Below are 13,830 nucleotides of genomic sequence, written 5' to 3'. Positions count from 1 at the left end.
TTAGAATCCCAAGCTAGACAGCAGATCGTCCACATCATCCTGACCATTGACCACGTCGGCACGGGCCTCGGGGTTCATGATGGGGCCTTCAGCTTCAATTCCGTTGATAGGAAGGTTGCGAGTTGAATGCTCTGCAGAAGCCTCACCAAACATAGTCAGCATTTCTATTAATTTTGTTTCTACTTCCTGCACAAGTTTGATGACCTTGCGGATCATCTGCCCTGTCAGATCCTGAAAATCTTGCGCCATCAGGATCTCTGTCAACAGTTGCCGTAATTTATCGGCATCAGACTCTGAAGCCTTAATAAAATCATCGAGTTGGTGACATAGCGATTTGAATTGCCCAACATTCATGTCGCGGGACATCAAGGCATTCCAGTTCGGCATAACCAGCTGGATATTGTCATTAAGACGATCTGCAATCGGCAGACTGGCTTCTACCGCATCCATGGTGCGGTTCGCGGCCTTGTCAGTCATATCGATAACGTAGCTAAGGCGTTCCCGAGCATCGGGGATATCATGAGTAGCCAGATCGGGAATCCGCGGATCAAGGCGAAACTCTTGTAGTGAATTATGCAGTTGTCTTGTCAGTTGACCGACCTTGTCAAACAGATCGGAGGCATTGGGGGCACACACTTCGGCAAGCAGATCATCGGCCAGCTCAAATTCACCTTGCTCAAGATGAGCAACAAGCATCCTTGCCTGGTCGAGCGAAATCATTGCTCTCGTTTTGGCCATCATCCCTGCAGCTCCTTAGCCGATTCGTTCAAAAATCTTGTCCAGTTTTTCTTTGAGCGTCGCTGCAGTAAAAGGCTTGACGATGTAGCCATTAACGCCAGCCTGGGCGGCCTCAATGATCTGTTCGCGTTTGGCTTCAGCTGTCACCATCAAAACCGGAAGATGTTTGAGTTTGTCATCAACCCGAATGGCCTTGAGCAGGTCAATACCTTGCATGCCAGGCATGTTCCAGTCAGTTACGACAAACTGGAAATCACCATTTTTCAGCATCGGCAATGCTGTATTGCCATCATCCGCCTCGTGGGTGTTGTTGAATCCCAAGTCGCGCAGCAAGTTCTTGATAATCCGGCGCATCGTTGAAAAGTCATCAACAATGAGGATTTTCATGTTCTTGTCCAAAATTCCCTCCTAAATAGCCGCCTCGGCGGCTCACTTACATGATGCTAAAAACGGGTTGTGTCGTGCGGATTATGCCTTAGAGTTTAGTCTCAGTGTAGCCAGTACAAACACTTATAGATGCCAATCTCGCAAACGAGCACGTAATCTGTGCATTGCTTGACTGTGGATCTGGCTCACCCGTGACTCACTGACATTCAAAACCTCGCCGATTTCGCGCAAATTCAGCTCTTCATCGTAGTAAAGAGAGAGAACCAAGGCTTCCCTCTCTGGTAAGCGACCAATTTGCTCGGCTAATGCAATCTGAAATCGCTCTGCAGCCAATTCATCGAATCCCGAGCCTGAAGGGGCATCATCGGGGTTGCCGATCACATCCTCGCTGACCCCCAAATCTTCGATGCCGATAATTTTGCCGCAAGAGACGTCTTGCAGCATCGCATGGTAATCAGCGATGGAGACCCCCATCTCGGCAGCAACCTCGGTATCTCGCGCGTCACGCCCGTGAGTCTGCTCGACATTCTCGATCGCCTCTGCAATAGCGCGACTGTTGCGATGCACAGAGCGGGGTACCCAGTCACCACGCCGGATCTCATCCAGCATGGCGCCTCGGATGCGGATCCCGGCATACGTCTCGAAGCTGGCCCCCTTGCTACCGTCAAAATTGCGGGAGGCTTCAAGCAGCCCAATCATACCTGCCTGGATCAGGTCATCCAGCAAGACACTGCTGGGCAGGCGAGCCAACAAATGCTGGGCAATTCGCTTGACCAGGGGAGCATGACGCTCCACCAGCACATAGGAATCCTGATGACGCAAGTACGCTTGGGCTTTATTCACGGGAACCTTCCTGTGTTGTGGCCGGTTTCTGCAACAAATTTTCCAGGAAAAACTCCAGATGGCCGCCTGGCTGGTTGGGCACCGGCCAGCTCGCCGCCTTGTTGGCAAGGGCTCGGAACGCCAGTGCGGCCGGCGACTTGGGAAACGCCTCGACAATCAGCTTCTGCTTGCGCACTGCGGCACGCAGATTGGTGTCATAGGGTACACAAGCGACCAGTTCCAGCGAGGTGTCGAGGAAACGATCCGTGACCCGGGTCAGTTTGGCAAAGAGCTCCTGCCCTTCGCGCAGACTGCGCACCATATTGGCCACTACCTTGAAGCGGAACACACCGTGATCTTTGGAGAGGATCTTGATAAGCGCATAGGCATCGGTGATGGAGGTCGGCTCATCGCAGACCACCACCATGATGTCTTGAGCGGCCCGGGTGAAGCTCAGCACCATGTCGGAGATCCCCGCAGCCGTATCCACCAGCAGGATGTCGACCTGGGTTTTCATCTCGCTGAAGGCACGGATAAGCTCGGCATGCTGCACCGGAGAAAGCTCGACCATGGACTGGGTGCCCGAGGTCGCGGGCACGATCATCATGCCGTAGGGACCTTCGACGATGATATCGTCGATGGTGCATTCACCCGCCAGGACATGGGAGAGATTGCGATGGACCCGCAGCCCCAGCATGACGTCGACGTTGGCCAGACCCAGGTCGGCATCCAGCACCATCACCCGCTTGCCTTGGGCGGCCATGGCTCCGGCTACGTTCAGGGTCACGTTGGTCTTGCCCACGCCACCTTTACCACCGGAAACGGCGATTACTTTTACTCGATTGTTTTGACGCATTTTGCGCAGACCACTCGCCTGATCCATATACATGTTACTCATAAAACTCCGAATCTTCGGCCTCGCCAAAGCCTGCGCCCCAGAAGTAGGGCTCCTCTGTTTCTCGCTCCAGCGAGCCCATGGCAGCCCCGACGAGCTGCGCCGCATTGGCAACCTGAATATCTTCCGGAACCCTTTGTCCGTCAGTGATATAGCTGATGGGCAATGAATTCTGGATACACACGTTAATCACTTCGCCCAGATTCAGACTTTCATCCAATTTGGTAAGTATGCAGCCGCTAAGCGGAATACGCCGGAAATGGTCAACCGCCTCCTGCATCACCCGACGCTGGGAGGTTGCGGACATAACCAGATAACTGCGGATCCGCACCTTGGCATTCTTGACCAAGGTATCGAGCTGCTCGGTCAAGCGAATATCCCGCTGACCGACCCCTGCCGTATCGATCAATACCAACCGACGATGGCGGAATTGATAAAGCGCGCTGGCCAGCTCCTCGGCATCGCGCACCTGACGAACCGGACATCCCATGATGCGACCATAGGTCTGCAACTGCTCATGGGCACCGATCCGGTAATTGTCAGTGGTGATCAGCGCCACCTGTTCAGCACCATATTTCATGGCAAAGCGTGCTGCCAGTTTGGCAATGGTGGTAGTCTTACCCACCCCGGTCGGACCAAGTAGCGCAACCGCGCCGCCCTGCCGCAAAATTTCGTCTTCGCTGATCTTGAGTTGAGCTGTAAGCACTTCAGCCAGTTGAGCCATTCCCTGATGGATCGACATATCTTCCGGGATCATGCCAGCCAGCTGATCGGCAAAAGCATCGTCAAACCCCATCTTCTTGAGCTCTTTGATGAGCAGCGCACGCATCGGCTCCCGGCGCTCCACCTCCTGCCACATCAAACCGGAGATCTGGTGCTCCAGCAACTTGCGGATACTGGCCATCTCCTTGCGCATCCCCTCCATCTCCTGATCCCGTTGATTGGACTGAGGGGCACGAGGAGAAGTGGATGTGGCACGAGCCCGAGGTTTGGCAGGTTCGGGAGCGGCCCCCCACTGTCCCTGTTCTGCAAGGGTTTTCGGCGCAGAAGTCGTGGCAGCTATTGCGGCTGGCTGAGCGCCACCCATCCCGGCAGCATTGCCCGGTTGGAGCTTTTGCTGACGAGCAAGCAAGGCTGCCAGCGTATCGGCATAGTGTTCGTTCTGGTTGGGTGCTGGTTCAGGGCGCCCCATCTGCCGCGCGGCAGACGAAATATTGACGCTCTCATCGTTCAGCTGACGGCGAACCGGCGTATCTCTAGGCCCCGGAACCTGGGATTGATAGTCAACGGCGGCGACTATCTCGACCCCTCCGGTCACCTTCTTGTTGGACATGATGACGGCATCCGGCCCGAGAGTCTCCTTGACCTCGGCCAGAGCCGTTCGCATGTCCTTGGCAAAAAACCGCTTAATCTTCACCCGTCATCTCCGCTAACTAGTTCTGTCCGACTGCACTGACGATACGAATCTGCTTGTCATCAGGCACTTCCTGATACGACAGAACGCGCAATCCAGGAATGGCATTCTTTACAAATTTGGCCAGGGTATTGCGCAAGATACCCGATGTCAGCAACACGGCTGGTTGACCTTCCAACTCTTGCCGCTGTGTGGCCTCCACCAGTGAGCGCTGCATCCGCTCCGCCAAACCCGGCTCAATACCAGCCCCATCACCGCCACCTGCCTGCAAGGACTGATGCAATATACGTTCCAGTTCTGGGGCCAAGGTAATCACCGGCAGCTCGGGATCCGGGCCGGCAATCTCCTGCACGATCAGGCGGCGCAGGGCAATCCGACAGGCGGCTGTCAGCACTTCCGGATCCGGGCTACGGGGTGCGTACTCCACCAGGGTCTGCAGGATAGTGCGCATATCGCGAATTGGCACGCCTTCATTGAGCAAATTCTGCAATACCTTCACCAGGTTACCCATGCTGATGACTTCAGGTACCAATCCTTCAACCAGCTTGCTCTGGTGCTTGCCAATCATGTCGAGCAGCTGTTGCACCTCATCGTGACCGAGCAGCAACGAGGCATGGTTGGTAAGGATCTGGCTAAGATGGGTGGCAACCACGGTCGCCGTATCCACCACGGTATAGCCCAGAGTCTGTGCCTGGGAGACCTGATCCTTGGCAACCCAGACAGCTTCCAGCCCGAAGGCGGGATCCCGTGCTGCAATGCCTTGCACCTGACCAAAGACCTGACCCGGGTTAATGGCCATCTCCTTATCATGGTAAACATTGGCTTCGCCGGTACTGACTCCCATCAAGGTGATCCGATATTGATTGGGCGCCAGATCAAGATTGTCGCGAATGTGTACCGCTGGAACCAGAAAACCCAGCTCCTGAGACAGTTTCTTGCGCACCCCTTTAATCCGGTTGAGCAACTCGCCTCCCTGACTGCGATCCACCAGCGGAATGAGCTGATAGCCCACTTCCAGACCGATGATATCGACTGGCATCACGTCGTCCCAGCTCAGCTCTTTCTGCTCGTGAGCAGGTTGGTCGGCACTTGCCGGCATCAACTCCCCTTTGGCTGCCTTGGCTGCAAGCAGTTTCTCGCGGCGCAGCAGCCACCAGGCTCCGACCGCAGCTACGCCACCCAGACTCAGAAATGCCACATGCGGCATACCGGGCACACTGCCCATCATCAGCAAGATACCGGCAGAAATGACTAGCGCCTTGGGATTATCGAACAGCTGTCCCAATACCGCAGTCCCCATATCCTGATCGGTATTTTGCCGGGTGACTATGATGGCGGCTGCGATAGAGAGCAGCAGGGAGGGGATCTGGGCAACCAAGCCATCACCGATAGCCAGCAAGGTGTAGATCTGGGCCGATTCGCTGAAGGTGAGCTGGTGTTGGGCCATGCCGATGATGAAGCCCCCCAGTATGTTGATAAAGAGGATCATGATGCCCGCAATCGCATCCCCTTTAACAAATTTGGACGCACCGTCCATGGAACCGTAGAAATCAGCCTCCTGAGTCACATCCTGGCGGCGCTTTTTGGCCTCTTCCTGATTGATAAGGCCGGCGTTCAAATCGGCATCGATGGCCATTTGCTTGCCAGGCATCGCATCCAGAGTGAAGCGGGCGCTCACCTCGGAGATGCGGCCTGCACCCTTGGTGACCACCACAAAGTTGATGATCATCAGGATCATGAAGACGATGATGCCGACCGCATAGTTACCGCCGATCACTACGTTACCGAAGGCCTCAATTACATGCCCCGCAGCAGCACTGCCGTTGTGGCCTTCCAGCAAAACAACTCGGGTAGAAGCAACGTTAAGCGCCAGACGAAGCAGAGTCGCGATAAGCAGCACGGTAGGAAATGCGGCAAATTCAAGAGGACGGCGGGTGTAGACGGCAACCAGCAGCACCACGATGGAGAGCGCGATGTTGAAGGAGAAGAGGATATCCAGCATCAGAGGCGGAATGGGCAGAACCACCATCCCCATGGATGCCAGCACCAGCAACGGGGTACCGACCCCTTTGCCAAGCAGCCATCTGTACTCTTTTAACCGGCCCAATGATGCCTTGAATTCCATCGCTTTTCTCGATCTTTACTCGCTGGTTCCAGATTAAAGCAAACATCAAGCCAAGAATTCAATTCATTGATTTTAAATCATTTTATTTTGACTGTGTCAGAACTTTGTCATTTGCGATATTCAGGCGGAATAGGAAGATCTTTAGCCAGCGGCTGCGGGCGACGTCCATGTCCACGGCGGAACTTCTTGAGCTGGAACACATAGGCCAGCACCTGGGCCACAGCAGCAAACAGCCCCTCTGGAATTTCTCTACCCAGCTCGGTAGAGTGATAGATGGCGCGGGTCAACTCGGGAGAGGGCATGATGGGAATATTGTATTCACGGGCGATCTCCCTGATCTTCATCGCCACCTCGTCAGTCCCCTTGGCGATGACCTTGGGTGCGGCACCAGGCTTGCCCGCCTCATATTTGAGGGCAACCGAGTAATGGGTCGGGTTGGTGATCACCACATCCGCCTTGGGTACGTCCCCCATCATCCGGCGCGCAGCCATCTCCATTTGCAGACGACGGATCCGCCCTTTGACCTCTGGCTTACCTTCGCTATCCCTGAATTCGTCTTTTATCTCCTGCTTGGTCATCTTGAGCTGACGCATGTGATTCCACTGCTGGAACGGCACGTCTATGGCCACAATAGGGATAAGGGCACAACAGAGGATGATCAGCATCCAGAGAAAGAGTTCTAGCGCATCAATGATGCCACCGGGGTATCCCTCCATCGAGAGATTGAGCAGATGGTTAAACTGGCTGGAAAGCATCCACCATGCAAACAGGGAGATAAACACAACCTTGGCAATCGACTTGACCAGCTCGACCAACGATTGCACTCCGAACATCCGCTTCAACCCGTTGAGCGGGCTCAGCTTGCTGAACTTGGGCATCATGGCTTCGGTGGAGAAGTTCATCCCCCCCATCAGGGTATTGCCGATAAAAGCGGCAATGGTAACCAGCGCAAAAAGCAGACCCAGCGGAAGGATCAATTCCCCAAGCAGCGCTGGAACCATGGCGATCATAGCGTCAGGGTCGAAGGCCTGCTCCCTGTCCAGAGTAAAACCGGTCGTCAACACCTTGCTCATGGCGCTAGCGAGCGACCCTTTGAGCATCAGCAGCCCGAACACGGCTGAAAGCAAGACACTGGCGGTACCCAGCTCCTTTGAACGCGCAATCTGCCCTTTTTCACGGGCCTGCTGCAGTCGTTTGCCCGTGGGTTGTTCGGTACGTTCCTGATCGGTATCAGCCATGGGCCCCCCCATGGCACTGGGTGTCAATCAGCTCACAGCTGACCTCCTGCACCCGCTCCCACAGGCTATCGAAATGGCCGAGAAAACCACCGATCGTGAGCCAGAGGATCAGCAGACCAGACATCATGCTGACGGCAAAACCGATACTGAAAATATTGAGCTGAGGAGCAGCCCGGGTCATCACGCCAAAAGCGAAGTTGATCAGCAGAAGCGCCACTATAGCAGAGAGCGACATAACCAGCGCCGCCTGATACATAACCCCCAGGAATGCGCTCAAGGTTTGCATAGAGGAAACTGAAAGACCGCTATCGGAGACGGGGAGCGTCTCAAAGCTGAGGATGACCAGCCGCAGCATCACCAGATGACCATCTAGCGCCAGAAAAACCAGCGTCGCCAGCATCAGATAAAACTGGCCGACCACAGGTGTAGCCTGACCATTCATGGGGTCAACCAGGGTGGCAAAACCCAGACTGGTCTGCATGGCGATTACCTGACCCGCCATTACGAAACTCTCCATCAGAAACTGGGTCATCAGTCCCAGCGCAATGCCTATAAGCAACTGCTGGGCCAATACCAGAAAACTGCCGACGGAAAAAAGCTCGATGGGAGGCATCTTGGGGAGAAGAGGCGCAATCAGAAAGGTAATGGCAAGGGCCAAGCCAATCCGGATCCGAGCTGGGGCAAGACGGCTACCAAACACCGCCATCACCATCAGCAGGCTACTCACCCGAGCCAGTGGCCAGAGGATGGAAGACAACCACTCCATGATAAGAGCGGTTGTGTAGGTCATCCCACCACCTCGGGGATCTGGCTCACCATTAGCTGAAAGAAGTCCATCAGACTCTGCAAGCCCCAGTGAGCACCAACCCCCAAAGCTAAAAGCGTCACAATCAGACGAGGCAGAAAGCTCAAGGTCTGTTCGTTGATGGAAGTGGCCGCCTGAAAAATAGCTACCAGCAAGCCAACGAAGAGGCTGGGCAGTATCACGGCACAGACCATGATCGTGACCAGCCAGAGCGCCTCGCGAAATACGTCGACAAAGGTTTCAGGGCTCATACTGCCTGCTCCTTCGGCCCGGCTTAGCCGGTACCCAGTCCGAAACTGTTGGCCAGAGAACCCAAGATCAGGTTCCAGCCATCCACCATGACAAACAGCATCAGCTTGAATGGCAGTGAAACGATCATCGGCGAGAGCATCATCATACCCATCGCCATCAAGATACTGGCCACCACCAGGTCGATAACCAGAAACGGTAGAAAGAGCATGAAGCCAATCTGAAAGGCAGTTTTCAGCTCACTAGTCACAAAAGCCGGGATCAACACCCGCAGCGGCACATCGGCAGGTTTCTCCACCTGCACGTTGGCGATCTCCATAAAGGTATTGAGATCCTTGATGCGAGTTTGCGCCAGCATGAACTGATGGATGGGTAATTCGGCCCGCTCCAGCGCCTCTTTCGCCTGAATGGTCTCTGCCAGATAAGGCTGCAACGCTTCATTGTTGATGCGATCGAGTACCGGCGACATGATGAAAAACGACATGAAGATGGCAATGCCGATGAGCACCTGGTTGGAGGGGCTCTGCTGTAGCCCGATCGCCTGCCGCAAAATTCCCAGCACAATGATGATGCGGGTAAACGACGTCATCATGATCACCATGGATGGCAAAAACGAGAGCGCCGTCATCAACGCCAGAACTTGCAGGGTCAGGCTGTACTCCTGACTACCATCAGCCATGGTTTTGACGGTCACTGCCGACATGGCATCTTGTGCCACGGCCAGCGAGGAGAAGAGCAGCGGGGTCAGCAGGCTGAGCAGCAGCCAAATCCAGTTAGCTTTTTTCATGCTTACCCATCAATTTGCCAAGCTGCTGGGAGAAAACCTGAGGCTGATTTTCATCGAGCGGATCTTCCAGGCGATAGAGGAAGTTGACCTGCTGTGGCGTGACCCCGACCAGCAACTGCTGTTCACCCACCTTGACCACCAGCAACTTCTCTTTGTAGCCCACCGGCAAGCTGGCGATCACCCTCATTTGGCCGCCCCCCATGGCGGTGGCAATCTTGCTCTTCTTGAGCAAAAAACCCAGCACCAGAATAAGGCCGATCACCATCAGGCTGGAGAGCAACCAGGAGGTGAGGCTAGGCGGATTGGCGCCCGCACCAGGTTCAGCCAGTGCGGGAAGGGACAACAGCAGTAACGGAAACGCGCGGATCATTTGAGTTTCTTGATCCTTTCGATCTGGCTGATGACATCGGTCAGACGGATACCGAACTTGTCGTTTACCACCACTACCTCGCCGTGGGCAATCAGGGTGCCGTTGACCAGCACATCCAGCGGTTCACCGGCCACCCGATCCAGCTCAACTACCGAGCCCTGGTTCAGTTGCAGCAGGTTGCGAATGCTGATCTGGCTGCGGCCCACTTCCATGGCGATGGTGACAGGGATATCCAGAATGGTATCGAGCTTGCGGCGCTCCTCGGCACTGATGGGAGCGTCATCTTTCAACTCTTCCAGCGGGGCTGGCTTGGCTTCCGCCGTCACCTGCTCTTCCAGGGCGGCAGCCCAGGCGTCCGCCATCAGATCCTCTTCCTCAGTTCCGCTCATCTTGCTTCCTTATCGCTACTTCATGACCGTTCATTGCAATAAACCGTCGATTATCTCTGTTGATCCTCGATGCTGCGCTCCAGCTCTTCCAGCTCGGCCTCGCCATCGATACGTACACCGCCCCGGGTCACCAGATGCATCTCGGTCTTGACCCCTTCCGGGCGCTTGAGTTTGTCGGTGATCTTGAGGGCAACATGATCCTTGGTACGCCCCATTTTGGCGTGGAAAGTCGGCAAATCTTCCACGAAAACCAGCAGATTTTCCGGCATCTCGACCGGAATGATATCACCGGGTTGCATCTCCATCAGCTCGCGCAGGGTGAGCTCGGTCTCCAGCAGTTTGGCCCGCAGCTCGACCTTGACGTCCATGATTTCGTCGCGCAGCGCCTTGCTCCAGCGCACATCGGTATCACCCTTGTCGCTCTGCACGCCGGCATCCAGCAACTCACGGATGGGCTCCAGCATGGAGTAAGGCATGGCCACATGGAAGTCACCACCACCGCCATCCAGTTCAATGTGGAACGAGCTGACCACGATTACTTCGGTCGGGCTGACAATGTTGGCCATCGCCGGGTTCACTTCGGAGTCGAGATACTCGAAGCCAACATCCATCACCGGAGCCCAGGCATCCTTGTAATCTTCAAACACCAGCTTGAGCAGCATCTGGATGATGCGTCGCTCGGTGGGGGTAAATTCGCGCCCTTCAATTTTGGCGTGGTAGCGGCCGTCGCCACCAAAGAAGTTCTCCACCAGGATGAAGACCAGCCGGGCCTCCATGGTAATGAGCGCAGTCCCCTTGAGTGGGCGAAAACGAACCATGTTGAGACTGGTTGGCACAAACAGGGTGTGGACATACTCGCCAAACTTGAGCATCTGTACGCCGTTGATGGATACCTCGGCGGTACGGCGCATCATGTTAAAGAGACTTATCCGCATGTGGCGGGCAAAACGCTCGTTCACCAGCTCCAGCGTCGGCATGCGGCCACGGACGATGCGGTCCTGGGAGGAGAAGTCAAACTGGGCTACGCCGGGATCCCCCGCCGAGCCTATCTCCTCCTCTTCGACATCATCGACACCGTGCAAGAGGGCATCAATTTCGTCCTGACTTAACAGATCGCTCACGCTTCACCTACTGCATTACAAAGCCGGTAAACAGCACTTGTTCGATAACGGGGGAAGAGACCAGATCCTTGAGCACCCGGCGACACTCTTCCAGTGAATCCTTGCGCAGCTTCTCCTTGCCTTCGAAGGTCATCAGCTGTTCTGCCGTTGCTGCGCTGAACACCCGCAGCAAGGTGCCTTCAATCAGGGGAATATTCTGCTTGGCCAGCGTCTCATCGGCTGCACCGCGCACCTGCAGCTGGATCTTGATCTGCACCAGACGATCTCGCTGCACACCCGCCACGTTGAAGACGAAGGGACGCGGCATCGATACATAAAGTGAAGGCTGAGGCGCCTCCTCCTTGGGTTTGGCCTCTTTCCCCTCGGCAGCTTCGGCGGCCGGCTTGTCCGAGCCGGAGAGCATCAAAAAGGCGCCAGCACCACCACCCAGCAGGATAACGGCAAGGGCGATGATAATGATCAGCTTCTTTTTCTTGCCCGCGGCCGGGTCTTTCAGGGTTAATTCGTTATCGTCTGCCATCCCTTGTCCACCCTCATATCAAACTTGTTCGATATCATAAACTTACTCGGGATTGCATCAAGCATAGAAATCAATTCCGGAACCGTTTGTCGATTCCACCAGCACATTGAGGGTAGAAGTGGTCACATCCCCCGTATCCTGCCCTCTGCCGGAGCCTGACTGACCGCCACTCTGGCCCTGCTGACCCTGACCGCCAGAGGTTGCCTGACCTTGCTGTTGCTGCTGTTGGGACTGATGCTGCACCTGGGTTTGACCAAGCTGGATCCCCTGCCCCGCCAGCATGTCGCGTAGACGCGGCATCGCCTGCTCCAGCATCTCACGAGTCTGTCCATGTTGTACCACGAAATGGACGCTGGCCTGACTGGACGCATCGATCTGGATCTGGATTTTCATCTTGCCAAGGCCGATGGGGTCGAGCTGGATCTCCGCCTGCTGCAGCTTGTCCGCCAGCATCAGGTTGACCTTCTGATGTAACTCGACAGGGGCATCCTGGCCAGCCAGCTTGAGATGGGGCAAATTCTGCGGCTCGCGGCGCTGTGCGCCCTCGGCGGCTGACAGGGTACGGTTTTCGGCAACCTGCACCTGCGGCTGGCTGTTCTGGCTATGTTGCACCGCCTGACTCTGGTTGCTCTCGCTGGCCGCCTCGGTCACCGGCGCACTTTGGTTGGCACTATCCACTTTGGGTTTTATATCGAGTTGGGCTGATTTGCGAAGAGGGCTCGTTCCGGCCGCCTCCATCTGCTGAATGCCTGCAGAGATGGTCGACAAGGGGGCCTGTGGCCCTTGCGATTCAACCTGTGCCAACACCTGCTGTGGCGCAACCATCACGGGTTCCGCGCTGGCAGGAGTAGGAGCCTGAGCGCTCTGGGTCGTGACAGAGACGGGAGCAGTTGCAGCCCCTTCGCGAGCACTCTGGGCTGTCGGCGTCAGATTATTCTCTGCCGTTGTCTGCTGCCCGGCGCTCTTGCCATCCCCTTGTGCGCCACCTTGTGACCCATTCTGCGCCGTACCATCGGCTTGCTTGAGCCCTTCGCGGAAGGTCTTGAGCGCCTCGCTCTGCCCCTGAGCCGGGGTCGTCTGGGCAGACTGCTCCTTGTTCAGTGGTAGAGTAGTATCCATTTCACTGTCGGGCCCGACTTGCGAACTGGAAGCCGTCTCCGGCTTGGTGACCGGTGCAGACTCGCCAGCTGGCATCAGTTTGGCCAACTGGGCAACACGTTCGGCTCCGGAGAGAGGTTTATCCCCCTTGGCGGCAGATACTGGTTCCCCCTGCCCCTTGAGTTCAGCATCTCCCTTGAGTGTGCTGGCGCTCTGCCCTTCGCCGGTATCCTCAACTACCTCTTCTTCAACTACAGCCTGTGAGGATTCACTATTCTGTGCGGTGGACGCTGCTTGTGCGGACGCCGCAGCAAGCTTCTCCAGCATGGTTCCAGCTGCTACCGAGGATTGCTGCGCCGGCTTGTCAGTCGCGCTCAGTTTGACATCATCACCAGCCTCAAGCGCATGCGGCTCACCCTCTTGCGGCAACAGATTGCCGTCAACAGGAGCCGCGGCAACGACAGAAGGCGTTACCAAAGAGGTGTCGAGTTTGAGGGAGTCTTGCAGACGCAGCAGAAAATCGTTGGGAGGCAGCTCGTCCCCCTTCTTCTCGGCATCTTCTTTGATGCTGCTATCGCTCTCGGTCGCCAAAGATTTGGCTGATCGGTCGCTGCTGCCGGATTTGTTGACGGCACTCTCTGCGGACCCTTTATCTGCTGGCCCCTTATCCTTGCTCTGCGCCTTCGCAATCAGAGAGGCGAAGTCACCCTTGCTGTCGAGGGCACCGGCGCTATCCATATTTGCAGTTTCGGGTGTACCGTTCAGAGCGGCTTTGTCCAACCCGTTCGTCTGAGCCGAAGGCGCTTGTGTCAACACTGTCTGCATCATGATGGAGTCCCTGAATTATGGAGGTTCCCTGCGAGATGACCTCC

15 protein-coding genes are annotated in these 13,830 nt (G+C 55.9%); all 15 read right to left on the bottom strand.

The window, feature by feature from the left end; all coding sequences use genetic code 11:
• Entirely contained in the window at nt 1-741 is a 741-nt protein-coding gene (locus AACS24_RS15080; RefSeq protein WP_108571168.1) for a protein phosphatase CheZ, read from the bottom strand.
• A gap of 12 nt (nt 742-753) precedes the next feature.
• Nucleotides 754-1,125, bottom strand: a complete 372-nt coding sequence (gene cheY, locus AACS24_RS15075) for a chemotaxis response regulator CheY (protein ID WP_005298814.1) — start codon at nt 1,123-1,125, stop codon at nt 754-756.
• Between the two features lie 123 nt (nt 1,126-1,248).
• Complete coding sequence (locus AACS24_RS15070; RefSeq protein WP_108571167.1) at nt 1,249-1,968, bottom strand: RNA polymerase sigma factor FliA; 720 nt, start codon at nt 1,966-1,968, stop codon at nt 1,249-1,251.
• Complete coding sequence (locus tag AACS24_RS15065) at nt 1,961-2,836, bottom strand: MinD/ParA family protein (RefSeq protein WP_013723550.1); 876 nt, start codon at nt 2,834-2,836, stop codon at nt 1,961-1,963. Before AACS24_RS15065 ends, AACS24_RS15070 begins: the two co-directional genes overlap by 8 nt.
• A 1-nt stretch (nt 2,837) precedes the next feature.
• Nucleotides 2,838-4,259 (bottom strand): flagellar biosynthesis protein FlhF, encoded by a 1,422-nt coding sequence (gene flhF / locus AACS24_RS15060; protein ID WP_108571166.1) that lies wholly within the window; start codon nt 4,257-4,259, stop codon nt 2,838-2,840.
• 16 nt (nt 4,260-4,275) lie between these two features.
• Nucleotides 4,276-6,381, bottom strand: a complete 2,106-nt coding sequence (flhA, locus tag AACS24_RS15055) for a flagellar biosynthesis protein FlhA (RefSeq protein ID WP_108571165.1) — start codon at nt 6,379-6,381, stop codon at nt 4,276-4,278.
• A gap of 107 nt (nt 6,382-6,488) precedes the next feature.
• On the bottom strand, nt 6,489-7,619 hold the full coding sequence (gene flhB / locus AACS24_RS15050; RefSeq protein WP_108571228.1) for a flagellar biosynthesis protein FlhB: 1,131 nt from the start codon (nt 7,617-7,619) through the stop codon (nt 6,489-6,491).
• Nucleotides 7,612-8,409 carry a flagellar biosynthetic protein FliR gene (gene fliR, locus AACS24_RS15045; RefSeq protein WP_108571164.1) on the bottom strand — a complete coding sequence of 266 codons (798 nt, stop codon included), beginning with the start codon at nt 8,407-8,409 and terminating at the stop codon, nt 7,612-7,614. The genes flhB and fliR overlap by 8 nt, the downstream gene beginning before the upstream one ends.
• Entirely contained in the window at nt 8,406-8,675 is a 270-nt protein-coding gene (gene fliQ / locus AACS24_RS15040; protein ID WP_041208915.1) for a flagellar biosynthesis protein FliQ, read from the bottom strand. The genes fliR and fliQ overlap by 4 nt, the downstream gene beginning before the upstream one ends.
• A 23-nt stretch (nt 8,676-8,698) precedes the next feature.
• A complete protein-coding gene (gene fliP, locus AACS24_RS15035) occupies nt 8,699-9,460 on the bottom strand; it encodes a flagellar type III secretion system pore protein FliP (protein ID WP_108571163.1) in 762 nt (253 codons plus the stop codon).
• A complete protein-coding gene (fliO, locus tag AACS24_RS15030; protein ID WP_108571162.1) occupies nt 9,447-9,830 on the bottom strand; it encodes a flagellar biosynthetic protein FliO in 384 nt (127 codons plus the stop codon). Before fliO ends, fliP begins: the two co-directional genes overlap by 14 nt.
• A complete protein-coding gene (gene fliN / locus AACS24_RS15025) occupies nt 9,827-10,219 on the bottom strand; it encodes a flagellar motor switch protein FliN (RefSeq protein ID WP_005298791.1) in 393 nt (130 codons plus the stop codon). The genes fliO and fliN overlap by 4 nt, the downstream gene beginning before the upstream one ends.
• 50 nt (nt 10,220-10,269) lie before the next feature.
• Nucleotides 10,270-11,340: a flagellar motor switch protein FliM gene (gene fliM / locus AACS24_RS15020; RefSeq protein WP_033114459.1), complete on the bottom strand. Its 1,071-nt coding sequence runs from the start codon at nt 11,338-11,340 to the stop codon at nt 10,270-10,272.
• Between the two features lie 7 nt (nt 11,341-11,347).
• A complete protein-coding gene (gene fliL / locus AACS24_RS15015) occupies nt 11,348-11,860 on the bottom strand; it encodes a flagellar basal body-associated protein FliL (RefSeq protein WP_108571161.1) in 513 nt (170 codons plus the stop codon).
• A 57-nt stretch (nt 11,861-11,917) separates the two neighbouring features.
• Complete coding sequence (locus AACS24_RS15010) at nt 11,918-13,786, bottom strand: flagellar hook-length control protein FliK (RefSeq protein WP_108571160.1); 1,869 nt, start codon at nt 13,784-13,786, stop codon at nt 11,918-11,920.
• Nucleotides 13,787-13,830: the final 44 nt, after the last annotated feature.

Source organism: Aeromonas sp. HMWF016 (assembly GCF_963878195.1).
In the GTDB taxonomy this organism is placed as follows: Bacteria; Pseudomonadota; Gammaproteobacteria; order Enterobacterales; family Aeromonadaceae; genus Aeromonas; species Aeromonas lacus.
Note: the sequence above shows the minus strand (reverse complement) of the source record. Positions and strands in the feature narration are given on the sequence as shown.

Coding starts and splice junctions, on each gene's coding strand:
- AACS24_RS15080 (WP_108571168.1), bottom strand. CDS start 741: ATGATGGCCAAAACGAGAGCAATGATTTCGCTCGACCAGGCAAGGATG.
- cheY (WP_005298814.1), bottom strand. CDS start 1,125: ATGAAAATCCTCATTGTTGATGACTTTTCAACGATGCGCCGGATTATC.
- AACS24_RS15065 (WP_013723550.1), bottom strand. CDS start 2,836: ATGTATATGGATCAGGCGAGTGGTCTGCGCAAAATGCGTCAAAACAAT.
- flhA (WP_108571165.1), bottom strand. CDS start 6,381: ATGGAATTCAAGGCATCATTGGGCCGGTTAAAAGAGTACAGATGGCTG.
- flhB (WP_108571228.1), bottom strand. CDS start 7,619: ATGGCTGATACCGATCAGGAACGTACCGAACAACCCACGGGCAAACGA.
- fliR (WP_108571164.1), bottom strand. CDS start 8,409: ATGACCTACACAACCGCTCTTATCATGGAGTGGTTGTCTTCCATCCTC.
- fliQ (WP_041208915.1), bottom strand. CDS start 8,675: ATGAGCCCTGAAACCTTTGTCGACGTATTTCGCGAGGCGCTCTGGCTG.
- fliP (WP_108571163.1), bottom strand. CDS start 9,460: ATGAAAAAAGCTAACTGGATTTGGCTGCTGCTCAGCCTGCTGACCCCG.
- fliO (WP_108571162.1), bottom strand. CDS start 9,830: ATGATCCGCGCGTTTCCGTTACTGCTGTTGTCCCTTCCCGCACTGGCT.
- fliN (WP_005298791.1), bottom strand. CDS start 10,219: ATGAGCGGAACTGAGGAAGAGGATCTGATGGCGGACGCCTGGGCTGCC.
- fliL (WP_108571161.1), bottom strand. CDS start 11,860: ATGGCAGACGATAACGAATTAACCCTGAAAGACCCGGCCGCGGGCAAG.
- AACS24_RS15010 (WP_108571160.1), bottom strand. CDS start 13,786: ATGATGCAGACAGTGTTGACACAAGCGCCTTCGGCTCAGACGAACGGG.